The following is a 22558-nucleotide window of genomic DNA, read 5'->3' on the forward strand; positions in this document are numbered from 1 at the left end:
CGCTCGGAGCGAGGGTCAGTACCAGCCGTTGCCCTGCTTGAAGCTCCACGCGCTGCAGGGGGTGCCGTAGGTGTCCTGGATGTACTCCAGGCCCCACCGGATCTGCGACTCGGCGGAGGTCATGTAGTCCGCCGGCAGGTCGTGCAGCTGCGTCAGCGCCTGCGGGATGCCGTACGCCGACGACGTCGGGTTGTCGGCGTCGATGCGCCAGTCCGACTCGCTGACGTAGAGCGAGTCGAGGCAGGAGAACTGGTCGGAGGAGAAGCCGTACGCCGGCAGCAGCGCGCGGGCGATGTCGCGCGGGTCTCCCTCCGACAGCTTCTCCGAGCGCGTCACGGCCGAGCCGCCGGACATGGCCAGCGTCGTGGCCTTCGCCTTGTCGGTGCGTCGCGCCGAGCGCGAGGCGACCTGCCGCGACGAGCGCTCCAGCGTGGTCGCGCCAGCGGTCGAGCCGGCACCCTCGGCCGTCGCGTCGGCGGACGGGGTCGGGGTGGCGGTCGCGACGTCCGCGGCGGCGGGCGTCAGCACGTCGGGGTCGGTCGAGGCGAGGCCGCCGGTGACGCTCACGCCGGTCACGGCAGCTGCCAGACCGGTCAGGGCGACGCCGGTGCGCAGGGCTCGACGCGGCGCGCGGACGGCCTTGTGCTTGCCGGGCGCGCGGTGCTTCGGGACGTACTTGTCTGACTTCGACACAGGGGCTCACGGGGGTTGACGACAGGGGGTGTCGCGCCGGGTCGTGCACGGAGGCGCGGGGCGACCACGAGGACCTGGTGCGGCGGGACGGGGCGGTGGTGCGGGGGAGCCCGGCCCTGCCGACGACCGAGGTCACGGAACGGTCACGAGCCACCATGCATGAGGCTTCAACCACGTGCAAACCGAACCGCACAATTGGTGCTGTCCCTTGCGTCACAGCGCTCTATCGACGCCTCATGGGCCTCATCAGTCACAGGCGGGTGACCAGCGCCACCGAGTCGCCCCCGCCCCACACGCGCGGCAACGCCGGGTTACGGCTGTACCCACGGGGTTGCTCGGGGGTGGGCAGTGGGCAGTAACCCGGCGTTGCAGCGCGCAACAGCGCGGAGCGCGGAGCGCGGAGCGCCTCGGTCAGAGGGTGACGTCCTCCAGCATCTCGGTCACGAGCGCTGCGATCGGCGAGCGCTCAGAGCGGGTGAGCGTGACGTGCGAGAAGAGCGGGTGACCCTTGAGCTTGTCCACCACCGCGACGATGCCGTCGTGGCGGCCGACGCGGAGGTTGTCGCGCTGGGCCACGTCGTGGGTGAGCACCACCTTGGAGTTCGCGCCGATGCGCGACAGCACGGTCAGCAGGACGTTGCGCTCCAGCGACTGGGCCTCGTCGACGATGACGAAGGCGTCGTGGAGGGAGCGGCCGCGGATGTGCGTGAGCGGCAGCACCTCGAGCATCCCGCGGTCCATCACCTCGTCGACGACGTCGCGCGAGACCAGCGCGCCGAGGGTGTCGAAGACCGCCTGGGCCCAGGGGGACATCTTCTCGTTCTCCGAGCCCGGCAGGTAGCCGAGCTCCTGCCCGCCGACGGCGAAGAGTGGCCGGAAGACCACCACCTTCTTGTGCTGGCGCCGCTCCATCACGGCCTCGAGGCCGGCGCACAGCGCCATCGCCGACTTGCCGGTGCCGGCGCGGCCGCCGAGGGAGACGATGCCGACCTCGGGGTCGAGCAGCATCTCCAGCGCCACCCGCTGCTCGGCCGACCTGCCGTGGATGCCGAACGCGTCGCGGTCGCCGCGGACGAGGTGCACGCGCTTGTCCGCCCCCACGCGGCCCAGCGCCGTACCCCTGTCCGAGAGCAGCACGAGCCCGTTGTGGCACGGGAGGTCGCGGGCTTCGGCGAGGTCGATCACACCGTCCTCGTAGAGCTCGTCGAGGTCGCTGGCGAGCACCTCGAGCTCGGCCATCCCGGTGTAGCCGGTGTCGGAGCTGCTGATCGCCTCGGCGCGGTACTCCTCGGCGTCCAGCCCGACGGCCGAGGCCTTGATCCGCAGCGGGAGGTCCTTGCTGACGAGGGTGACCCGGTGGCCCTCGTTGGCCAGGTTGCGGGCCACGGCGAGGATCCGGGTGTCGTTGTCGCCGAGCCGGAAGCCCGACGGCAGCGACTCCGGGTCGGTGTGGTTGAGCTCGACGCGGACCGTGCCGCCCTCCGTCCCGACGGGGACGGGCTGGTCGAGCCGCCCGTTGACGACGCGCAGCTCGTCGAGGGCCCGCAGGGCCGAGCGCGCGAAGAACCCGAGCTCCGGGTGGTTCCGCTTGCCCTCGAGCTCGGTGATCACCACCACCGGGAGCACGACCTCGTGCTCGGCGAAGCGTTTGGTCGCGGCCGGGTCGGCGAGCAGGACGCTCGTGTCGAGGACGTACGTGCGGCGGGTGCTGCTGGGCGGAACCGAGCTGAGCGATGCGGAGCTGGGTGAGGTCTTGCTGCTGGCCACGACTAACCCCTTGCTGCGGGTCGGCGCGCGCACTCCTCGCCCGGCCCGATGTCATTCAACGGACCGGAGAGCTCCCATCTGAGTGCCCAAGGTGTGCCTCCCGGTTCAGCCGGCTTCCCCACCTGCTGATGCTGCGAAAATACGCCCGCGGCCCAACCGATCCGGGGCGACACGCCCGAACGCGAGGTGACGGTCGGGCGACGTCCGAGGGCCGCCGCTCAGCCGCCGAAGCGGCGCTCGCGCTCGGCGTACGCGCGGATGGCGCGCAGGAAGTCCACGCGCCGGAAGTCGGGCCACAGCGCCTCGCAGAAGTAGAACTCCGAGTTGGCCGACTGCCACAGCAGGAAGCCGCCGAGGCGCTGCTCTCCGGACGTGCGGATCACGAGGTCGGGGTCGGGCTGGCCCTTGGTGTAGAGGTGCTCGGCGATGTGCTCGACGTCGATGATGTCGGCGAGCTCCTCCAGCGAGGTGCCCTTGGTGGCGTGGTCGGCGAGCAGGGCGCGTACGGCGTCGGCGATCTCGCGGCGACCGCCGTAGCCGACCGCGACGTTGACGAGAACCCCGTCGATGTGGCGGGTGCTCTCCTCGGCGGCCTTGAGCCGCTCGGCGGTCTCGGTCGGCAGCAGGTCGAGCGCCCCCACCGGGTGGATCCGCCAGCGGCCCGCCTCGGCGAGCGACTCGACCGCGCCCTCGATGATCTTCAGGAGCCCGGTCAGCTGCTCGGGCGGGCGGTTGGTGAGGTTGTCACTCGAGAGCAGCCACAGCGTGACCACCTCGACGCCGACCTCCTCGCACCAGCCCAGCAGCGGACGGATGTTGTCGGCGCCGGCCTGGTAGCCCTCGGCGGTGTTGAGCCCGACCGCCTTGGCCCACCGGCGGTTGCCGTCGAGCATGACGCCCACGTGCTTCGGGATCTGGTCGTGGGGAAGGAACTTCACCACCCGGGACTCGTAGGCGGGGTAGAGCACCCGTCGCACGGCGTCCTTCACGTTGACCACCAAGCGATCGTAACGCCGTCACGCCGTGTGACCGGGCACTCGGTGCACTCGGCTGCGCTTCTCACCCCCGTCCGGGTAACTTCGTCCCATGGAGACCCCCGGCCAGACCCCGCGCGACCGCGTCGAGCACGCCGTCGAGCGCGCCGGCGAGGTGATGGCCGACAAGATGGCCGAGATCAAGCCGCACCTGCGTGGGTGGCTGCACGCCGCCACCGCGCCGATCGCGCTCGCTGCCGGCATCGTGCTGGTCGCACTCTCCCCCACCGCCTCCACCCGCGTCGGGTCGGCCGCCTTCGCGCTCTCCGCCCTCCTCGTCTTCACGGTCTCCGCGATCTACCACCGCGGCACGTGGTCGCCGCGCACGTGGGCGTTCCTGCGCCGCTTCGACCACGCCAACATCTTCGTCCTGATCGCGGGCACCTACACGCCCTACGCCCTGCTCTTCCTCGACGGCTCGGCGCGTACGACGCTGCTGCTCGTCGTCTGGATCGCGGCGGTCGCGGGCGTGTTCTTCCGGGTGTTCTGGACCGACGCGCCGCGCTGGCTCTACACGCCGATGTACATCGCCCTCGGCTGGGCGGCGGTGTTCTTCATCCCCCAGTTCATGGAGGGCGCCGACCGCTTCAGCAGCGGCATCGCGGTCGCCACGCTGGTGCTCGTGGCGGTCGGCGGTGTGCTCTACACGCTCGGCGGCGTGGTCTACGGCCTCAAGCGCCCCAACCCCTCCCCCCGCTGGTTCGGCTTCCACGAGGTGTTCCACTCGTTCACGATCCTGGCCTTCGCCGCCCACTACGTCGGCGTCTCGCTCGCCACCTACTCTCTGCGTTGATCTGCCCTCGCTCCGCTCGGGCGTGTTCGGCGCCCCTGTAGACGTCGTCTTCCCTCCTCGCTCGACGGCGCTGTCTCGCTTCGCTCGTCACGCTTGCTCGCTCGTCAGTCCAGACGACGTCGGGCGCCGAACGTGCCTACTGGGGCTTCTCGCGCGAGCGGAGCGAGCACCGAAGACACCTACTCAGCCGAGGCTGAGCACCGTGAGGACGACCAGCGAGGCAGCGACGACGACGCCCGCCAACACCCAGGCCGCGACGGGCGAGCGCCGGGCCAGCCGCTCGAGGGCGAGGTAGCTCGCCCCGATGACGGCGAGGGCGACGGTGACGTGCAGCAGCACGGCGAGCATCACCCCGGCGATCGCGCCCGCCATCCGCAGCCGGCCCCAGAGCAGGCTCAGCGCCAGCGGCAGCACGATCGCCCCCGCGAACCCGCCTGCCAGCTCCACCCGCCACGTCCGGTCGCCCATCCACGGCACGTCGACCGCCCCGGCCCAGGACCGGTCGAAGAGGTCGCTGGTCGCGCTGTAGCCGAGGTAGAGCACCGTCGCGATCGTGACTCCGGCCGCCACCCGGTAGGACCAGTGCTTGACCGGCGACCACGGCACGGCCCGGCCGACGAAGATCGTCGCCACGGTGACTGCCGACCAGACGATCCAGCGCCGGATCACTCCCGTGCCGGTGTCGGCCATCGCGTCGCGGAACACCCGGTCGGCCTCGACCCGGTCGACCTCGTGCCCGTCGGTGGAGACGTACGACGTCGGGTCGCCGCGACCGGCCACCATGGCGTCGTGGAGCAGCGCGGCGGGCAGGTGGGCCCCGGTCTTGGGCACCAGCCAGGTGAACAGGGCGGGCACCGAGGTCAGGTCGGTGCGGAAGTCCGCGTCCGCCGGGACCAGCAGCTCGCCGAGGTGACGGTCGCGGTAGGCCAGGCGCCGCGCGAGGGCAAACGTCTCGACGCCCTCCGCGGAGTGCCGCTCGAGCACGATGCGGGGATCGGACCCGGGGTCGGGCGGCTCGCCCGGACCCGCCGCGGTCGGCAGCGTGCCGCCGTCGTAGAACCGGCGCGGCTCCACCGCCACCTGTCTCCCGATCGATCCGACCCGGTCCCGAGCGTCCATGCCTCCAGTCTGGCGGTGCGGACCGACAGCCTCCAGCGTCCCGGCCGCGCCCGATGTCCCGGGTGCAGCGGCGGGGCCGACGTCAGGCGGGCATCTGGTCGAGCGCGGAGCGGATCGCCCGGAGCGCGTCGTTGGAGGAGTTCACCCGCCAGTCGCGTTCCTTGTTGCCCTGGAACCAGCACACCGCCCGGACCCGAGGGAAGGTGGTCGCGGCGAACATGTCGGTGATCCAGCGTCCCTTGGAGGCGGACTTGATGCGGGGCGCACCGTCGTCGTACGACGGCTCCTTGCAGCCGACCTCGCAGATCCACACCGGAGCGGTGGGGTGCAGGGCGACGAGCCGGTCGTACTGCTCGCGGTAGATGTCCTCGAAGGTGCGCCACTGTCCCCAGCTGAGGCCGGTGTTGCCCCAGTTGTAGCCGTCGAGGCCGAGGACGTCGACGTAGTCGTCACCGGGGTAGATGGTGCGGATGTCGGTCGTGCCCTCGTAGGTGTCGGTCGTCGGGTTGAACACCCAGCGCAGGTTGGTGGCGCCCCGCTCACGCAGGTAGGTCACGAGGTAGCGCCAGGCAGCGATGAACTCCTCGGGCGTGCCGCCGTGCTCCTTCTCGCCGGCGGGGGTCGGCTGGAACGAGGTCCAGTCGCCGTTCATCTCCGGCCAGGGGCGCACGTACATGACGTACGGGAAGGCGCGCGCCGCCGCGGCGACCTGGTCGAGGTACGCGTCGTGCAGGCCCGCGGGCCACTCGCTGTAGCGGAACCTGCCGATCTCCCACGCGACCAGCAGGTCGCGCGCGCCACCTCGAGCGGTGTCGAGGTCCTGCTGGGCGGGGAAGACGACGTCGGGTCCGTAGAAGTAGGACGCGATCGAGACCGGCGCCTGGACGTTCCGCTGGAGGTCGTCGAGGACGCCGGGGGTCCACGGCACGTCCCACGCGTAGGCGCCGAACCGGACCTGCCGGCCGAGCGGGGTGCCCGACGCGGCGTACGCCCTGCCGGGCGAGAGGGACAGGGCTGCGGCGGTGCCGACGAGGGAGGCGCCCACGAGGGCGCGACGAGACAGGGTGGGGCCGAGGAACGACACGGAGACTCCGAGAAGGTCGAGAACGTCTGCCAGCGGTCGCGACGACCGGTGGGACCCCCAGAATAGAGGCGGCACGGGGCTCCCGTCCGGCGAATCCGGCCGCTCGTCCGCCACAGCCGCCGCCTAGGGTGCGCCCATGACCACCGCGCGCACCGTTCCCGTCACCACCGAGATGGACGGCGACGAGCTGGACGCGCTCGACGCCTGGCACCTCGCACGCCACCACGGGCTGCGGAAGATCGCGGTCGAGTCGTTCGTGCGCTTCCGCTACGGCGACGGGTTCACCAACTCGCGCGCGCTCGCCCTGCAGGCCTGCCTCGCCGTCGTCCCGTTCCTCCTCGCCCTCACCGGCCTCGCCTCCGACATCGACCGCGAGCGTCCCGCCGCGGTCGTGGCGCACGTCGTCGACTCGCTCTCCCCCGGCTCGGGCGACGGTGACGCGCTGGCCTCGGCGGTCGACGGGTCGGACGCCTCCGAGCGCGCCGGCGAGATCGCGCTCGTGCTCGGCCTCGGCTTCGCGCTCCTGTCGATGACCACGGCGATGGCGCAGGTCGAGCGCGGCGCCAACCGCATCTACGGCATCCGGCGCGACCGCAAGGCGCTCCACAAGTACGGCCGGGCGGCGGTGCTGACCGCCGTGCTCGCCTTGCCGGTCGGCGTGGGGTTCGTGATGATCGTCGGCGGCGGCGCGCTCGGCGAGGCGATGGCGGAGAGCTACGGCTGGTCCGACACGGCCGTCGACTGGTGGAACGGCCTGCGGTGGCCGTTCGGCATCGCGCTGCTCGTCTTCGCGATCGCCGTGCTCCTCGACCACGCGCCGCGGCGCCGGCAGCCGGCCCTGTCGTGGCTCGCACTCGGATCCGGGATCGCCGTCGTCCTCAACGCCGTGGCCACCGCCGGGCTCGCGGCGTACGTCTCGCTCAGCGGGTCGTTCGGCAGCGTGTACGGGCCGCTCGCCGGCGTGTTCGCCCTGCTGCTGTGGGCGCTCCTGTCGTCCGTGGCGTTCTTCTACGGCACGGCCGTGTGCGCCCAGCTCGAGGCGCTCCGGGCGGGTGAGGTCGCGCCGGCGCTCGACGACCCGGGCCGCCCGCACGCCAGGACCGTCGGGGACCAGGCCGTCGGCTGACCTGGGCCGCACCGTGAAGCATCACGCCCGCAGCATCCGTAGCAGCGGCCGGAGGTCGTCGTGGACCTCGACCGCGCCGGCGTCGAGGAGCACCTCGCGCGGGTGGGACGTGCCGATGCCGTGCACCTGGCGTACGCCGGCACCGAGCGCCGCGCGGACACCCGCCGGCGAGTCCTCCGCCGCCAGGGCGGCCGCTGGGTCGGCGTCGAGCCTCCGGCAGGCGAGGGCGAACCCCGCCGGGTGCGGCTTGCCGTCCGCGACGTCGCGGGCAGTCACGACGAGGTCGACGCTGTCGAGCTCCAGGGTCAGCGACTCGACCAGGGACCGTTGCACCCAGGCCGGTCCGGCCGAGGTGACGATCGCGACCGGCGTGCCGCCCGCGCGGGCCGCCTCGATCAGCTCCCGCGCACCGGGCACGGCCACCGCCGCCTCGTCCGGCACGTGCTCGAGGACCTCCGCGAGCACGGCCTCGGGGTCGAGCCCGTCCCAGGGACCGGGCTCGGTCGCGAAGACGTCGACCGCGCGGCGTCCGGTGAAGACGGAGAGGTCGGGCAGCTCCCAGCCCTTGTGGGCGAAGAACGACTCGTAGCCGCGCCGGTGCAGCGGCTCGGAGTCGACCAGCGTCCCGTCGAGGTCGAGCAGCAGCGCGGAGACGCCCGTCGTCGCCCCCGTCATGCGGTCGCGAAGAGCACGTCGCCGGCAGCCACGGACCCACCGACGGCGTCGCTCGCGACCGACCCCTTCGGGGCGTCCATCAGCACGACCGGGACGATCGGGGAGACGTCCTGGCCGCTGGCCGTGGACGGCAGCGAGGACGGGTCCCACGTGATCATCGGGTCGCCAGCGGCGACCTCGCTGCCCTGGGTGGCGAGGACCTCGAAGCCCTCGCCCTCGAGGCGGACGGTGTTGATGCCGAGGTGCACCAGGACGCCGACACCGTCGCCGAGGACGACGAAGGCGTGCGGCAGGACCTTCACGACCTTGCCGGCGATCGGCGACACCACGGTGGTGCGGCCGGGCTCGGGCTCGATGGCCACCCCGGGGCCGACCATCTCCTGGGCGAAGACGGGGTCGGGCACGTCCGACATCGCGACGACGCGTCCCGGGCAGGGGGCGAGGACCTGGACGGCACCGCTCACATCAGGTCCTCGATGTCGTCGGCGAGGTTGTCCGCCTCGGGCCCGACGACGACCTGGACGACGGTGCCGCTCGCCATCACGCCGTGGGCTCCGGCGGCCTTGAGGGCGGCCTGGTCCACGAGCGAGCCGTCCTTGACCTCGGTGCGGAGGCGGGTGATGCACGCCTCGATCTCGACGACGTTGTCGGCGCCGCCGAGGCCGGCCAGGATCTGCTCTGCCTTGCTGCTCATCTCAGGTTCCTTTCGTGGGTGGATCCACTGTCGCGTACGCCGACGGGTGCGGCGCAAGGTCGTGGGGGTCAGCGGTCGGTCTGGGTGACCTTCTTCAGGCCGCGGGGGTTGTCGGGGTCGAGGCCCAGTCGACGGGCCATCTGCTCGATCATCAGCTGCGCAGGCACGATCGACGCGATGGGCTCCACCGTCTCGGGCAGGTCCGGACCCGCCAGGTGGAGGTCGCACTCGGCAGCAAAGGCGGACGTGCCGCCGAGCCCGAGGACGCGCGCCCCGCGCTCGTGCAGGTCGCGGACCAGGTCGACCATCGGCTCCGCGAGCGGCCCCTCGGCCGCCCCGACCAGCACGGCCAGCAGACCCTCGCTGACCACCGAGATGGGGCCGTGGCGCAGGTCGGCGTACGAGTAGCCGCGCACCGGGCGCAGGCACGTCTCCTCCATCTTCAGCGCCGTCTCCAGCGCGGTGCCGAGGAGCAGCCCGCGCCCCGACACCACCACCCGGTCGGTGGCGGCCAGCGCCTCGGCGGCCGCGTCGACGTCGGTCCGCAGGAGCTCCTCGACGGCAGCGGGCACGCGGTCGAGCGCGTCCCCCAGCGACGCCTCGCCGAGCGCGTCGGCGAGGACGGCGAGGGCGACGAGCTGGGTGAGGTAGGACTTGGTCGCCGGCACCGCGACCTCGGGGCCGGCCCGGGTCACGAGCGCGACGTCGGCGGCGTCGGCGAGCGGCGAGCCCTCCACGTTGGTCACACCCACGGTGGCGGCCCCGCAGGCTCGCGCCCACTCCTGGGTCTCGACGATCTCGGCGGTCGCACCGGACTGGGACACCGAGACCACCACGGTGTCCGAGAGGTCGAGGCGCGCGCCGTAGTGCGTGGCGACGCTGGGCGCGGCCAGCGCGGCAGGGACGCCAGCGGCCACCTCGAGCAGGTAGCGCCCGTAGATCGCGGCGTTGTCGCTCGAGCCGCGCGCCACCAGCAGCACGCGGCGGCGACCGGCGGCGAGCGCGCGCAGCCGCGGCTGCTCGGGCAGGAGCGCGTCGAGCGTGCGGCGGGCGGCTGCGGGCTGCTCGGCGATCTCGGCGGCCATCTGCGTCGCGCGGGCGGTCGGGGGTGCGGTGTCCATCAGTGGTCCTTGACAACGTCGACGTGTCGGAGCCATGCTCTCCAACTGGTACGTACCAGACCGTACCAATGGATCCACCAGACGTCGAGAGGACGACATGTCCCCCAGGATCGAGGACGGGCCGCGGCCCAAGCACGTGCAGCTGAGCGACGTGCTGGCCGAGCTGACGACCCGCGACCTCGGGCCCGGCGCCTCGATCCCCTCGGAGCGCGAGCTCATGACGACGTACGACGTCTCGCGCGCCACGGTGCGGAAGGCCATCGACAGCCTGGTGGTCGGTGGGCTGCTGGAGAAGATCCACGGCAAGGGCACCTTCGTCGCGCGACCTCGCGTGCAGACGAGCCTGCACCTGGCGTCGTTCTCCGACGACATGCGCCGCCGCGGCCTGGTCCCGGCGACCCGCCTCATGCGCGTCGACGAGGAGCGGCCGCCGGCGGAGGTCGTCACGGCGCTGCGGCTGGGCGCGCGCGGCACCGCGTGGCGGATCGACCGCGTGCGGCTCGCCGACGGGCAGCCGATGGCGATCGAGCAGGGGTGGTACCCGCGCTCCCTCCTCCCCGACCTCGACACCGCGGACCTCACCGGCTCGCTCTACACGCTCTTCGCGAGCAGCTACGACCTCGTCATCGACGGCGCCGAGCAGACCCTGTGGGGCGAGGCGGCGGAGGGTGCGACCGCGCGCCGCCTCGAGGCGCCCGTGCACACACCGCTCCTGGTCTTCCGCCGTGTCTCGACCGCGGCGGGGCGACCGGTCGAGTACGTCGTCTCCCGCTACCGGGGCGACCGCTACCAGGTCCACATGAGCCTCGGCGCCGAGCAGGGCGCCGCCAGGAAGAAGAGCACCAGAAGGGAACGATCGACGTGACAACCCAGGACGCCGCCTCGAGCGGCAGCACCACGGAGAACAAGCGCAGGTTCAACCTCGCACCGCTCCAGAAGTTCGGGCGCAGCCTGATGCTTCCCATCGCCGCCCTCCCGGTGGCGGCGCTCCTGCTGCGCCTCGGCGCAGACGACCTGCTGGGTCCGGATGGCCTCGGATGGGACAGCGTCGCTGCGGTCGTGGGGGCGGCGGGCGGGGCGCTGTTCGCCAACCTTCCGCTGCTGTTCGCGGTCGGCATCGCGATCGGCATGGCGAGGAAGTCGGACGGCTCGACCGCGCTCGCCGCCGTCGTGGGCTACCTGGTCTTTCAGGGCGTCGGCGACGCGATGTCCCCGGTCGTGCTGGGCCTGCCGGAGGGCGACGCCGAGCAGGAGCTGATCGACTACGGCGTCCTCGGCGGGATCGTGACCGGCCTGGTCAGCGCGTGGCTCTGGCAGCGCTACCACCGGATCAGCCTGCCGCCCTACCTGGCGTTCTTCGGCGGACGCCGGTTCGTCCCGATCATCACCGCCTTCGCGATGCTGGTGATCTCCGTGCTGATGAGCTTCGCCTACCCCGCCTTCGACTGGGCGATCACCGGCCTCGGCGAACGGGTGACGGAGAACGCGGTGCTCGGCGGCTTCGTCTACGGCACGCTCAACCGGCTGCTCATCCCGCTCGGCCTGCACCACATCCTCAACAACCCGCCGTGGTTCATCTTCGGCGAGTACACACCGGCTGGCGGCGAGCCCGTCAACGGCGACATCGCCCGCTTCCTGGCGGGCGACCCGACGGCCGGCGCGTTCATGACCGGCTTCTTCCCGATCATGATGTTCGCGCTGCCCGCCGCCGCCCTGGCGATCTGGCACGAGGCCAAGCCGCAGAACAAGAAGCTCGTCGGCGGCATCATGCTGTCGGCCGCGCTGACCGCGTTCCTCACCGGTGTCACCGAGCCGCTGGAGTTCGCGTTCATGTTCGTCGCGTTCCCCCTCTACGTCATCCACGCCCTGCTCACGGGCACGTCGATGGCCCTGACCAACGCCCTCGGCATCAAGGACGGCTTCGGCTTCTCCGCCGGGCTGTTCGACTACGTCCTCAACTACAACATCGCCACCAAGCCCCTGCTGCTCATCCCGATCGGCCTGGCCTACGCGGCGCTCTACTACTTCCTGTTCCGGTTCGTGATCCGGAAGTGGAACCTCCGCACGCCGGGTCGCGAGGAGGACGACGACCTGGCCGGCGGCGGCTCGATGCTCGAGCAGGACAACAAGGCCTGACGTGATCCTCGCTGCACGACAGGTGGTCACCCCGGCGCGCGTCCTCGTGCCGGGGTGGCTCCACGTCGACGGTGACCGCATCGTCGAGGTCGGCGAAGGGGCGCCACCCCGCGAGCCCGACGTCGACCTCGGCGGGGCGAGCGTCGTCCCGGGCTTCGTCGACCTCCACGTGCACGGCGGCGGGGGTGCGTCGTTCGACCTCGGTACGTCGGACGCGGCGGCGGTCGTCGCGGACACCCACCTCCTCCACGGGACGACGTCGATGGCGGCCAGCCTGGTCACCGACACCTCGCAGCGGATGGCCGACGCCGTCCGCGAGCTCGCCCTGCTCGTCCAGGACGGCCGGCTCTCCGGCATCCACCTCGAGGGACCCTGGCTGAGCCCGCAGCGCTCGGGCGCCCACCAGCCGGGCTCGCTCACCCACCCGGACCCGGCCTCGGTCCAGGCCCTCCTCGACGCGGGCGACGGCGCCGTACGCATGGTCACCCTCGCGCCCGAGCTGCCCGGCGGGATCGAGGCAGTCCGCCAGCTCGTCGACGCCGGCGTGGTCGCCGCGATCGGCCACACCGACGCGACGTACGACGAGTCGCGGGCCGCCCTCGACGCGGGTGCCCGCCTCGGCACGCACCTCTTCAACGCCATGCGTCCGCTCCACCACCGTGACCCCGGCCCCGTCGGCGCCCTGCTGGACTCCCCCGTCGACGTCGAGCTGGTCGCCGACGGCGTGCACCTGCACCCCGCCGTGCTGCGCACGGTGTTCGCGGCCGCGCCCGGCCGCTGCATCCTCGTCACCGACGCGATGGCCGCCGCGGGCGCTCCGGACGGCGACTACCGGCTCGGCCCGATGGCGATCGAGGTGCGGGACGGCGTGGCACGTCTGGCCGATGGGAACGGGACCGGCGCCATCGCCGGCTCCACCCTCACCATGGACGCGGCGGTCCACTTCGCCGTCCGCACCGCGGGCTTGCCGCTGCTCGACGTGGTCCATGCGGCCAGCACCGCGCCGGCCCGGGCGTGGGGGCTGGACGACGTCGGCGCGCTCGAGGCCGGCCGCCGCGCCGACCTCGTCGTCCTCGACGAGGGCTTGCACGTGGTCCGGACGATGCGCGCCGGCGCCTGGGTCAACCCTTCGTCGACCCCAGCGTGAGCCCGGAGACGAACTGCTTCTGCAGCGCGAAGAACACCACGAGGACCGGCAGCGCGACGATGATCGAGCCGGCCGCGACGAGGTTGGTGTCGGTGAAGAACTGACCGCGCAGGTTGTTGAGCGCCGAGGTCATCGGCAGCTTGTCACCCTGCTGGATGAGCACCGTGGCCCAGAAGAACTCGTTGTAGACCCACGCCACCTGGAGGGTCGCGAGGGCGGCCAGGGCCGGGCGGACGAGCGGCATCGTGAGCTGCCAGTACTGCCGCCACACGCTCGCCCCGTCGAGCTCGGCCGACTCGTAGATCTCGCGCGGCAGCGTCTTCATGTAGTTGCTGAGCACGAAGGTGCAGAAGCCCATCTGGAAGGCGGTGTTGACCAGGATCAGCGCCCAGAAGCTGTTGAGCAGCGAGCCGGAGTCGCTCATGAACATCGGGAGGGGGACCTCCCGGAACATCCGGAACACCGGGATCAGCAACGCCTGCGGCGGCAGCAGGTTCGCTGCGAGGAAGACGCCCAGCATCATCAGGTTGAAGCGGTAGCTGAACCGCGCCAGCACGAAGGCGACCATGGAGGACAGCCACAGCGTGAGCACGACCGCCGGGATGGTCACGAGCAGCGAGTTGCGCAGGTGCAGCCCGAAGTTGCCGCGCGACCACGCCTCCTCGTAGTTCGACGTGGTCCAGCCCCCGAAGGACAGGTAGCCGTTGGCCTGGGTGTAGTCGTACTCCCGGAAGGAGTTCACCAAGGCCCACAGCAGCGGGAACAGCCACGTCAGCGCCAGCAGCGCGACGATCACCGTCACGACGACGCCGCGGGGCTTGCTGAGGACACCGCCGTCGGCCCGCTTGGGCGGCGTGCGGGTCGCACCGTCCCCGGAGGGCGTGGGCTCGGTGGCGGGACGCCGGGTCTGGGTGCTCATCCTCGTCGCTCCTCACGGAACACGTTGCGCAGGTAGATGGCGATGAAGACCGACGAGATCAGCATCATGATCACCGCCAGGGCGGAGCCGAAGCCGTACCGCGTCGCCTCGCCGATGACGTTCTGGGCCACGAGGGCGCCGATCACCTCCAGGCCGTTGCGGCCCTTGTTGATCACCCAGACGATGTCGAAGGCGCGGAGCGACTCGATGACCACGATCACGATCACGATCATGTTGATCGGTCGCATCACCGGGAAGATCACGTGGAAGAACGTCTTGACCTCACCGGCGCCGTCGACGGCGGCCGCCTCGCGCAGGCTGGCGTCGACGCTCTTCAGGCCGGCCAGGTAGATGAGCATGATGTAGCCGGTGTGGCGCCACCCCGTCGCCACGAGCACCGCCCACAGGTTGATGTCCGGGTCGCCGTACCAGTCGACCTGCGACCCGAAGACCTCGTTGATCAGCCCCTGGTCGCGGGAGTAGAACAGCTGCCAGATGAAGCCGATGAGGGCCACGGACAGCACCACCGGCATGTAGAACGCGGTCTGGTAGAACCGGCTGCCCCGCACCTCGCGGTCGAGCAGCACCGCGATCAGCATGCCGAGGACGGTCGGGACCAGGAACAGGAAGACCAACCAGATGAGGTTGTGCTGGATGGCCGGCCAGAAGGCCGGGTAGATCGTGACGATGTCGTGGTAGTTCTGGACACCGACCCACTCGATGGTGTCGAGGTCGCCGAAGCCGTTCCACTTCCCGAAGGACAGCACCACCGAGAGCAGGGCCGGCACCCACACCAGGGCCAGCACCAGCAGCAGCGGGACGGTCACCATCATGATGACGGTGAACCGGTCGCGTGCGCCCAGCTTCTTCTCCCGGCCCCGAGGTGGCGCCGAAGCCCGCTCGGTGGTCCCTGCGGGCTGCGGCGCCTCGTCGATGTGTGCCATGGCTCAGCCGAAGATGGAGGCGGCCTGCTCCTGGATGCTGGCCGTGACCCCGTCGATGTCGTCGGGGTTCTTCAGGAAGTCCTGGATCGACGGGATCATCACCGTGTTGGCGAAGTCGGCGTTGGTGTCGCGGTCCATGAACTGGGCGATGTTGGCAGCGGCGCCGACGACCTCGGCCGACTTCTTCTGCAGGTCGCTGTAGGTGGACGTGCTGGCGCCGGAGTTGGCCGCGATGAACGGCGCATCGGCGCCGTTGTTGGCCGCATCCGCCGCTGCGGCCGTGCCCAGCCACTTGGCCATCTCCTTGCCGCCCTCCTGGTTCTTGCCTGCCGCTGCGACGCAGAAGCCGTCGATGGGGGCGTCGAGCGCGTCGGCGCCGATCGAGGAGTCGAGCTCGGGGAAGGTGAAGAAGTCGAGGTCCTCGCCGTTCTCGCCCAGCGCGTCGACGACGAAGGTGCCGAGGAGGTACATGCCGCACTCCCCCTTGCCCATGGAGGTCGCTGCCTCCTGCCAGGTGCGACCCAGCGGGTCGGCCTGGTGGTAGGGCAGCAGCTGGCGCCAGGTGTCGAAGACGAGCTTGACCTCGTCGCCGTCCCACTGCTCGTCACCCGCCATCAGGCTCATGTGGAAGTCGAAGCCGTTGAGGCGCATGTTGAGGATGTCGAAGGTGCCCATCGCGGGCCAGCCGTCCTTGTCGCCGAAGGCGAACGGGGTGACGCCCTTGCCCTGCATGTCGTCCATGAGCGCCATGAAGTCGTCGTTGGTCTCCGGCGCCACCCAGCCGTTCTTCTCGAACACCGACTTCCGGTAGAACACCGCCCACGGGTAGTACTGGACCGGCACGAAGTACTGCTTCCCGTCAGGCGCGGTCGAGGCCTCCTTGAAGGAGTCGTTCAGTCCGTCGATCGGCCAGATGTCGCTCAGGTCGGTGATCAGCCCGTTCTCCGCGAACTGGGCCATCCGGAATCCGGCGAACCAGGTGAAGACGTCGTCGGGCGTGCCCTGGAGGTAGGTGTTGATGCTCTCCTGGAAGGTGTTGTGGTCGACCGCGTTGAGCGACACCTCGGTCCCGCTCTCCTTGCTGTAGGCCTCGGCCATCGCCGCGAGCCGGTCATGGGCGGGTCCGACGCCCTCGGCCTCGTTGATGCCGAACTTCACGGTCGCGCCCTCGCCACTGGCCGGTCCCGCGTCGTCACCGCCGCACGCAGCGAGCAGGTTGGCGCCGCCGACGGCGAGGCCGCTCAGGGCCATACCGCGCAGCACGGAGCGCCGCGAGGCGGCCATGGTGGTGAGCGCCGATCGGGGGATGGCGCTGGAACGGGACAGTGACACGACGGCCTCCAAGAGACAAAACCAAACAGGGGAGCACAGCATGTGACGGCCGCCACAGGCTCGTCAACCCTTTCGGGCGGTCATTCCGCACTCGATCAAACATTTCCGAACCCAAATCCTCGTCGGAACGTTGACTTTCTCGTGTGAGGACGAACACAGTTGCGCATGCCGACTTCCCTGCCCGCACTCGCCTTCGGCGGCGACTACAACCCCGAGCAGTGGCCGGCCGCGGCCCACCGCGAGGACCGACGCCTGATGCGCGAGGCCGGCGTCGACCTGGTCACCCTGGCGGTGTTCTCGTGGGCATGGCTGCAGCCGCGAGCCGGAGCGTGGGAGTTCGGCTGGCTCGACGAGCAGATGGACGACCTGCACGCGGCGGGGATCAAGGTCGATCTCGCCACGGCCACGGCCTCCCCGCCGCCGTGGCTGACGCACCGCCACCCCGAGATGCTGCCGGTGACCCAGGACGGGCGCACGCTGTGGCCCGGAGGGCGCCAGTCCTTCTGCCCCAGCTCGCCCGTCTACCGCGAGCACGCCCTCGAGCTGTGCACCCGGATGGCCGAGCGCTACCGCGACCACCCGGCGCTCGCCCTGTGGCACGTCTCCAACGAGCTCGGCTGCCACAACGCCCGCTGCTACTGCGACACGAGCGCGGCGGCGTTCCGCACCTGGCTGCGCCACCGGTACGACGACGACGTGGCGCGGCTCAACGACGCGTGGGGCACGGCGTTCTGGTCGCAGCGCTACGACGACTTCGAGCAGGTGCTGCCGCCGCGTCTGGCGCCCACCCACGCCAACCCCACCCAGCAGCTCGACTTCGCGCGCTTCAGCTCCGACCAGCTGCTCGACAACTTCGTCGTCGAGCGCGACGTGCTCCACCGGCTCTCCCCCGGGGTGCCGGTGACGACCAACTTCATGGTCATGCGACAGACGCCCGGCATGGACTACCTGCGGTGGGGGCGCGAGCTCGACGTCGTGTCCAACGACCACTACCTCATCGGGGCGGAGGACGGCGGCCACCGTGAGCTGGCGTTCAGCGCCGACCTGACACGCGGCACGGCTGACGGCCGTCCGTGGCTGCTGATGGAGCACTCCACGAGCGCGGTCAACTGGCAGCCCCGCAACCGCGCCAAGGTGCCCGGCGAGATGATCCGCAACAGCCTGTCGCACGTGGCGCACGGCGCCGACGCGGTGTTGTTCTTCCAGTGGCGCGCCTCCCGGGCCGGGGCGGAGAAGTTCCACTCGGGTCTCCTCCCCCACGCCGGCACCGACACCCGGCAGTGGCGTGAGGTCGTCGAGCTGTCCCGGGTGCTCGACGCGGCCGAGGAGGCGGCCGGCAGCACCGCCCGCAACGATGCCGCCATCCTGTTCGACTACGAGGCGTGGTGGGGCTGCGAGCTCGACTCCCACCCCAGCATCGACGTGCGCTACCGCGATCGGGCCGAGGACCTCCACCGGGCCCTGTCGGCCCAGGGCGTCGGGGTCGACGTGGTCCATCCGTCCACCGACCTGTCGACCTACCGCCTCGTCGTGGTGCCCACGCTCTACCTCGTCGACGACGCCACCGTGGCTGCCGTGACAGCGGCAGCCGAGGCCGGTGCCACGGTCGTGATCACCTACTTCAGCGGCATCGTCGACCAGCACGACCACATCCGCCTCGGCGGCTACCCGGGTGCGTTCCGCGAGCTGCTGGGCGTACGCGCCACCGAGTTCCTCCCGATGCTGACCGGCCAGTCGGTGCAGGTTGAGGGGCTGGGAGCCGACGTCGTCACCGCCGACACCTGGGCCGAGGACCTGGAGCTGACCGGGGCCGAGGCGGTCGCGACCTACCTCGACGGACCCGCCGCCGGGCTCCCCGCCGTCACCCGCAGGGCGGTCGGCTCGGGCACCGCGTGGTACGTCGCCACGCGCCTCGACCCCGGCGGCACCGACCGCCTGGTGGAGCGGCTGGTCGCCGAGACCGGCATCGAGACGCTGCCCGGCGCCGCCGACCTGGTCGAGGTCACCCGCCGGGTCGGCGACGACGGGCGCTGGCTCTTCGTCATCAACCACGGCGACGCACCTGCCCCGGTCGACGTGCACGGGGTGGAGCTGGTCACCGGCCGGGACGTCTCCGGTGACCTGCAGGTGCCCGCGGGCGGCGTGGCCGTCGTACGGGAGTCCTGATGCTCGCCGCCCAGCGCCGGAGCCGGATCCTCGCCGAGCTCAGCCGGGACGGGACCGTGCGGGTCACCGACCTCGTCGAGCTGCTCGGCGTCTCCGACATGACCGTGCGGCGCGACCTGGTCGCCCTGCACCGCGACGGCCTGCTCGAGAAGGTCCACGGTGGGGCGCTCGCGGTGGCCGAGCCGTCGTCGTCCGAGCCGGGGTTCGCCGCGAAGTCGGTGCAGCGCCGGCGCGAGAAGGAGGCGATCGCCGCTGCCGCCGCCGAGCTGGTGCACACCGGCATGGCGATCGCGGTCTCGGCGGGCACCACCACCCACGCCCTCACCGAGCACATCGCCCGGATCCCCAACCTCACCGTCGTCACCAACTCGGTGTGGGTCGCCGACGTGCTGCACCGCACGGGCGACGCCACCACCTCGGTCCTGCTCACCGGCGGTCTCCGCACGCCGTCCGACGCCCTGGTGGGCCCGGTCGCGGTGTCGTCGCTGCGCAGCCTCCACGTCGACGCGTTCTTCATGGGCGTGCACGGCATGGACGTGCGGGCCGGCTTCAGCACGCCCAACCTGCTGGAGTCCGAGACCAACCGCGCGATGATCGAGCGCTCGCGCCGCCTGATCGTGTGCGCCGACTCGAGCAAGTGGGGCGTCGTGGGACTGAGCAGCATGGCCGCCCTGTCAGAGGCGGCCGTGCTGGTGACCGACTCCGGCCTCTCGGCCCACGCCAGCGGCGCGCTCGCCGACCACGTCGGCGAGCTGGTGGTCGTCGACCCGGTCGACGACGACCACGACTTCGCGGCAGCGGGCGACTCGTGAGCACCGCACCCGTCCACCTCGCGCGCGGCGGGGTCAGCCTCGTGCTGGCCGGCGCCCACGGCATTCCTCGCATCGTGCACTGGGGCGCCCCGCTCGGCGACCTCGACGACGCCGCGCTGACCGCCCTGGCGGCTGCCCGGCGACCCGGCGCCTCGCGATCGTCGTACGACGGTCCGCGCACGACGGGCCTCGTGCCCGACGGCACGCGGGGCTACTCCGGCACGCCGGCCCTGTCCGGCCTCCGCGTCGGCGGCACGACCCGGGCGGTGGCGCCGAGCCTGGTCGCGTGGGACGTCCGCGCGGACGGCGAGGCGAGCGTCTCATGCACGTCGACCGACGACGAGGCGGGCTGGTCCGTGCGGGTGGCCCTGTCGCTCGACGCCGCCGGGCTCCTGCACGCGCGCACGTCGGTGACCAACACCGCCGACGGCGACCTCCACCTCTCCTCGGTCCTGACCGCGCTGCCCGTCGGCGCCCACGCCACCGAGCTGCTCGACCTGACCGGACGCTGGTGCAAGGAACGCACGCCGCAGCGCCATCCATGGGTGCAGGGCACGCACCGGCGCGACGCCCGCCACGGCCGCACGGGTCACGACGCCACCCTCGTCATGGTGGCCGGGACGCCCGGGTTCACCTTCGGCACCGGAGAGGTGTGGGCCGTGCACACCGCGTGGAGCGGCAACCACACCCACTACGCCGAGCGCACGCCCGAGGGTGAGTGCCTGGTCGGCGGCGGCGAGCTGCTCGACCCGGGCGAGGTCGTCCTCTCCCCCGGCGAGACCTACGACGCCCCGCACGTGCTCGGCTCGTGGTCGGGCTCCGGCCTCGACGCGATGAGCCACCGCTTCCACGCCCACCTGCGCGCCGTCACGCCCCGGTCCCGGACCGAACGGCCCGTGATCGCCAACTCGTGGGAGGCGGTCTACTTCGACCACTCCCTCGACCGGATCGCCGAGCTCGCCGACGCTGCCGCCTCCGTCGGGGTCGAGCGGTTCGTGCTGGACGACGGCTGGTTCCTCGGCCGCCGCGACGACACCGCCGGGCTCGGCGACTGGACGGTCGATCCCGAGGTGTGGCCGCAGGGGCTGGGACCGCTGGTCGACCACGTGACCGGTCGCGGCATGGAGTTCGGCCTCTGGGTCGAGCCGGAGATGGTCAACCTCGACTCCGAGACCGCCCGTCGCCACCCCGAGCGGGTGCTGCGCGGTCGCTCGGCCGTTCCGCCGGAGTGGCGCCAGCAGCAGGTCCTCGACCTGCAGGACCAGGGCGCGTACGACGACCTGCGCGCCGCCCTCCTCGCCCTGCTCGACGAGCTCGACGTCGCCTACCTCAAGTGGGACCACAACCGGGACCTCACCGACGCCGTCCACGACGGCCGTCCAGCCGTGCACGGGCAGACGCGGGCCTTCTACCGCCTGCTCGACGAGCTGCGGTCCGCGCACCCGGCGCTCGAGGTCGAGTCGTGCTCCTCGGGTGGCGCCCGCGTCGACGCCGAGGTGCTGTCCCGCACCGACCGGATCTGGCCCAGCGACACCATCGACGCGCTCGAGCGGCAGCACCTGCAGCGCTGGACGTCCCTGCTCGTGCCGCCGGAGCTGATGGGCTCCCACGTCGGCGGCCCCACGGCCCACACCACCGGACGAACGCACTCCCTGCGCTACCGCGCCGCCACCGCGCTGCTGCACTGGTTCGGCATCGAGTGGGACATGTCGCGCCTCGACGAGGCCACCCTCGCTGAGCTGCGCGCGTGGATCGAGCTCCACAAGCGCGTGCGACCCCTCATCGGCACCGGGACGCTCGTGCACCCCGACCACCCGGACCCCGCCGTGGTGGTGACGGGCATCGTCGCCGAGGACCGCTCGGAGGCCTGGTACGTCGTCGCGACCGTGGCGGCGACCTCGACCCAGCACCCCGCCCCACTGCGGCTCACGGGCCTCGACCCGGACCGGCGCTACCGCCTGACCGAGGAGATGCCCCGCGGTCCGGTCGGCGCCGACCTGACCGGCACCTGGTCCGTCGACGGCGCCGAGCTGAGCGGCCGGGTGCTGGCGACGTCGGGCATCGCCCTCCCGGTCCTGGACCCGGAGGAGGCCCGGGTGCTGCGGCTCGTGGCCGTGGGCTGAGCCCACCGGGCGGGCCTACCCTGCTGGACATGGACGCACACGCCTGGGACGAGAGGTACGCCGCCACCGACCTGGTCTGGTCGCGTGAGCCCAACCAGTTCGTGGCCGCCGAGCTCGCCGCCCTGCCTCCGGGCACCGCGGTCGACCTCGCGGCCGGCGAGGGACGCAACGCCATCTGGCTCGCCTCGCGGGGGTGGTCTGCCATCGCCGTCGACTTCTCGCAGGTCGCCCTGGACAAGGGCGCCCGGCTGGCCGCGGACGACCCCCGCGACCTCGACGTGACGTGGGTCCGCGCCGACGCCACCACCTGGGGGCCGACGGAGCCGGTCGACCTCGTCGTGGTGGCCTACCTGCAGGTCCCCGCGGGCGATCGGCGGCGTGCCGTGCGCAACGCCGTCGGGATGCTGCGCCCCGGCGGGACGTTCCTGCTGGTCGCCCACGACTCGACCAACCTCACCGACGGGGCCGGCGGGCCGCAGGACCCGGCGGTGCTGATGACCGCCCAGGACGTCGTCGGCGACCTGACGAGCACGCCGGACCTCGACGTCGAGGTGCTGCGCGCCGACCGCGTCGCCCGCGAGGTCACGGCGGCCGACGGCCACGGCGGTGAGGAGCGACGTACGGCGTGGGACTGCCTGGTCCGGGTGGTCCGGCGCTGACGCACAGGCCGTACGGACGTCGGGGCTCGGGGTCGGCTGCGTCATGCCGTCCCCTCCCCATGGGTGTCGGTTCGTATGACGCAGCGGCCGGCGGTCAGGGCGAACGACGACGACGGCCCGCTGCTTCCACGGCACCCCCGGCAAGAGCGCGGAGGCTCCGCGTCACCTCATGACCTTGAGGTTCCGCCTTGTCGCGCGAGTCACCGGCCGCGGC

Annotated in this window: 21 protein-coding genes; 9 read left to right on the forward strand and 12 right to left on the reverse strand. The window is 71.9% G+C overall.

Annotation, left to right across the window (positions count from 1 at the left end):
- Positions 1-15: 15 nt before the first annotated feature.
- The 3 genes from ACFQW6_RS02360 to ACFQW6_RS02370 form a co-directional block, all read right to left on the reverse strand.
- Positions 16-693, reverse strand: coding sequence for a lytic transglycosylase domain-containing protein (locus ACFQW6_RS02360; protein WP_378540766.1), 678 nt, complete (start codon positions 691-693; stop codon positions 16-18).
- Positions 694-1104: 411 nt separating this feature from the next.
- Positions 1105-2460: a PhoH family protein gene (locus tag ACFQW6_RS02365; protein WP_378540768.1), complete on the reverse strand. Its 1356-nt coding sequence runs from the start codon at positions 2458-2460 to the stop codon at positions 1105-1107.
- Positions 2461-2678: 218 nt separating this feature from the next.
- Positions 2679-3458 carry an isoprenyl transferase gene (locus tag ACFQW6_RS02370; protein WP_378540770.1) on the reverse strand — a complete coding sequence of 260 codons (780 nt, stop codon included), beginning with the start codon at positions 3456-3458 and terminating at the stop codon, positions 2679-2681.
- A gap of 88 nt (positions 3459-3546) precedes the next feature.
- On the opposite strand from ACFQW6_RS02370, the gene ACFQW6_RS02375 reads away from it, so the two are divergent.
- Positions 3547-4287: a hemolysin III family protein gene (locus ACFQW6_RS02375; protein WP_378540772.1), complete on the forward strand. Its 741-nt coding sequence runs from the start codon at positions 3547-3549 to the stop codon at positions 4285-4287.
- A 183-nt stretch (positions 4288-4470) separates the two neighbouring features.
- Here the strand turns inward: ACFQW6_RS02375 and ACFQW6_RS02380 are convergent, their stop codons facing one another.
- Both ACFQW6_RS02380 and ACFQW6_RS02385 read right to left on the reverse strand, forming a co-directional pair.
- On the reverse strand, positions 4471-5406 hold the full coding sequence (locus tag ACFQW6_RS02380) for a DUF1353 domain-containing protein (protein WP_378540774.1): 936 nt from the start codon (positions 5404-5406) through the stop codon (positions 4471-4473).
- 82 nt (positions 5407-5488) lie between these two features.
- Entirely contained in the window at positions 5489-6490 is a 1002-nt protein-coding gene (locus tag ACFQW6_RS02385) for a glycoside hydrolase family 26 protein (protein WP_378540776.1), read from the reverse strand.
- Positions 6491-6626: 136 nt separating this feature from the next.
- Between ACFQW6_RS02385 and ACFQW6_RS02390 the strand changes: the two genes are divergently transcribed.
- A complete protein-coding gene (locus ACFQW6_RS02390; RefSeq protein WP_378540778.1) occupies positions 6627-7616 on the forward strand; it encodes a YihY/virulence factor BrkB family protein in 990 nt (329 codons plus the stop codon).
- 21 nt (positions 7617-7637) lie between these two features.
- On the opposite strand, the gene ACFQW6_RS02395 is transcribed toward ACFQW6_RS02390, so the two are convergent.
- From ACFQW6_RS02395 to ACFQW6_RS02410, 4 genes are all read right to left on the reverse strand, one after another.
- A complete protein-coding gene (locus ACFQW6_RS02395; RefSeq protein WP_378540780.1) occupies positions 7638-8291 on the reverse strand; it encodes an HAD family hydrolase in 654 nt (217 codons plus the stop codon).
- Positions 8288-8755: a PTS glucose transporter subunit IIA gene (locus tag ACFQW6_RS02400; RefSeq protein WP_378540782.1), complete on the reverse strand. Its 468-nt coding sequence runs from the start codon at positions 8753-8755 to the stop codon at positions 8288-8290. The genes ACFQW6_RS02395 and ACFQW6_RS02400 overlap by 4 nt, the downstream gene beginning before the upstream one ends.
- Positions 8752-8985 (reverse strand): glucose PTS transporter subunit EIIB, encoded by a 234-nt coding sequence (locus ACFQW6_RS02405; protein ID WP_056908300.1) that lies wholly within the window; start codon positions 8983-8985, stop codon positions 8752-8754. Before ACFQW6_RS02405 ends, ACFQW6_RS02400 begins: the two co-directional genes overlap by 4 nt.
- A 68-nt stretch (positions 8986-9053) precedes the next feature.
- On the reverse strand, positions 9054-10106 hold the full coding sequence (locus tag ACFQW6_RS02410; RefSeq protein ID WP_378540785.1) for an SIS domain-containing protein: 1053 nt from the start codon (positions 10104-10106) through the stop codon (positions 9054-9056).
- Between the two features lie 97 nt (positions 10107-10203).
- Here ACFQW6_RS02410 and ACFQW6_RS02415 point away from each other — a divergent pair, with 97 nt between their 5' ends.
- Genes ACFQW6_RS02415 through nagA form a run of 3 tightly spaced genes read left to right on the forward strand, consistent with a single transcriptional unit; the run spans position 10204 to position 13389 of the window.
- Positions 10204-10971, forward strand: coding sequence for a GntR family transcriptional regulator (locus tag ACFQW6_RS02415; protein ID WP_378540788.1), 768 nt, complete (start codon positions 10204-10206; stop codon positions 10969-10971).
- Positions 10968-12242: a PTS transporter subunit EIIC gene (locus tag ACFQW6_RS02420; RefSeq protein ID WP_378540791.1), complete on the forward strand. Its 1275-nt coding sequence runs from the start codon at positions 10968-10970 to the stop codon at positions 12240-12242. The genes ACFQW6_RS02415 and ACFQW6_RS02420 overlap by 4 nt, the downstream gene beginning before the upstream one ends.
- 1 nt (position 12243) lies before the next feature.
- Positions 12244-13389, forward strand: coding sequence for an N-acetylglucosamine-6-phosphate deacetylase (gene nagA, locus ACFQW6_RS02425; RefSeq protein ID WP_378540794.1), 1146 nt, complete (start codon positions 12244-12246; stop codon positions 13387-13389).
- Here the strand turns inward: nagA and ACFQW6_RS02430 are convergent.
- The 3 genes from ACFQW6_RS02430 to ACFQW6_RS02440 are packed head-to-tail and all read right to left on the reverse strand — an operon-like array spanning position 13364 to position 16584.
- Complete coding sequence (locus ACFQW6_RS02430) at positions 13364-14308, reverse strand: carbohydrate ABC transporter permease (RefSeq protein WP_378540796.1); 945 nt, start codon at positions 14306-14308, stop codon at positions 13364-13366. The two genes, nagA and ACFQW6_RS02430, sit on opposite strands and share 26 nt — an antisense overlap.
- Entirely contained in the window at positions 14305-15252 is a 948-nt protein-coding gene (locus tag ACFQW6_RS02435; RefSeq protein WP_378540798.1) for a carbohydrate ABC transporter permease, read from the reverse strand. The genes ACFQW6_RS02430 and ACFQW6_RS02435 overlap by 4 nt, the downstream gene beginning before the upstream one ends.
- A gap of 3 nt (positions 15253-15255) precedes the next feature.
- A complete protein-coding gene (locus tag ACFQW6_RS02440) occupies positions 15256-16584 on the reverse strand; it encodes an ABC transporter substrate-binding protein (RefSeq protein ID WP_378540800.1) in 1329 nt (442 codons plus the stop codon).
- Between the two features lie 165 nt (positions 16585-16749).
- On the opposite strand from ACFQW6_RS02440, the gene ACFQW6_RS02445 reads away from it, so the two are divergent.
- The 4 genes from ACFQW6_RS02445 to ACFQW6_RS02460 are packed head-to-tail and all read left to right on the forward strand — an operon-like array spanning position 16750 to position 22344.
- Positions 16750-18750, forward strand: coding sequence for a beta-galactosidase (locus tag ACFQW6_RS02445; RefSeq protein ID WP_378540803.1), 2001 nt, complete (start codon positions 16750-16752; stop codon positions 18748-18750).
- Positions 18750-19562, forward strand: coding sequence for a DeoR/GlpR family DNA-binding transcription regulator (locus tag ACFQW6_RS02450; RefSeq protein ID WP_378540806.1), 813 nt, complete (start codon positions 18750-18752; stop codon positions 19560-19562). Before ACFQW6_RS02445 ends, ACFQW6_RS02450 begins: the two co-directional genes overlap by 1 nt.
- Complete coding sequence (locus tag ACFQW6_RS02455; RefSeq protein ID WP_378540808.1) at positions 19559-21685, forward strand: alpha-galactosidase; 2127 nt, start codon at positions 19559-19561, stop codon at positions 21683-21685. The genes ACFQW6_RS02450 and ACFQW6_RS02455 overlap by 4 nt, the downstream gene beginning before the upstream one ends.
- A 29-nt stretch (positions 21686-21714) precedes the next feature.
- On the forward strand, positions 21715-22344 hold the full coding sequence (locus ACFQW6_RS02460; RefSeq protein ID WP_378540811.1) for a class I SAM-dependent methyltransferase: 630 nt from the start codon (positions 21715-21717) through the stop codon (positions 22342-22344).
- Positions 22345-22558: the final 214 nt, after the last annotated feature.

Origin of the sequence: Nocardioides sp. GCM10028917 (genome assembly GCF_042666175.1) — a bacterium.
Classification (GTDB): Bacteria; Actinomycetota; Actinomycetes; order Propionibacteriales; family Nocardioidaceae; genus Nocardioides.

Coding starts and splice junctions, on each gene's coding strand:
- ACFQW6_RS02375 (WP_378540772.1), top strand. CDS start 3,547: ATGGAGACCCCCGGCCAGACCCCGCGCGACCGCGTCGAGCACGCCGTC.
- ACFQW6_RS02380 (WP_378540774.1), bottom strand. CDS start 5,406: ATGGACGCTCGGGACCGGGTCGGATCGATCGGGAGACAGGTGGCGGTG.
- ACFQW6_RS02390 (WP_378540778.1), top strand. CDS start 6,627: ATGACCACCGCGCGCACCGTTCCCGTCACCACCGAGATGGACGGCGAC.
- ACFQW6_RS02395 (WP_378540780.1), bottom strand. CDS start 8,291: ATGACGGGGGCGACGACGGGCGTCTCCGCGCTGCTGCTCGACCTCGAC.
- ACFQW6_RS02405 (WP_056908300.1), bottom strand. CDS start 8,985: ATGAGCAGCAAGGCAGAGCAGATCCTGGCCGGCCTCGGCGGCGCCGAC.
- ACFQW6_RS02410 (WP_378540785.1), bottom strand. CDS start 10,106: ATGGACACCGCACCCCCGACCGCCCGCGCGACGCAGATGGCCGCCGAG.
- ACFQW6_RS02415 (WP_378540788.1), top strand. CDS start 10,204: ATGTCCCCCAGGATCGAGGACGGGCCGCGGCCCAAGCACGTGCAGCTG.
- ACFQW6_RS02430 (WP_378540796.1), bottom strand. CDS start 14,308: ATGAGCACCCAGACCCGGCGTCCCGCCACCGAGCCCACGCCCTCCGGG.
- ACFQW6_RS02435 (WP_378540798.1), bottom strand. CDS start 15,252: ATGGCACACATCGACGAGGCGCCGCAGCCCGCAGGGACCACCGAGCGG.
- ACFQW6_RS02445 (WP_378540803.1), top strand. CDS start 16,750: ATGCCGACTTCCCTGCCCGCACTCGCCTTCGGCGGCGACTACAACCCC.
- ACFQW6_RS02450 (WP_378540806.1), top strand. CDS start 18,750: ATGCTCGCCGCCCAGCGCCGGAGCCGGATCCTCGCCGAGCTCAGCCGG.
- ACFQW6_RS02460 (WP_378540811.1), top strand. CDS start 21,715: ATGGACGCACACGCCTGGGACGAGAGGTACGCCGCCACCGACCTGGTC.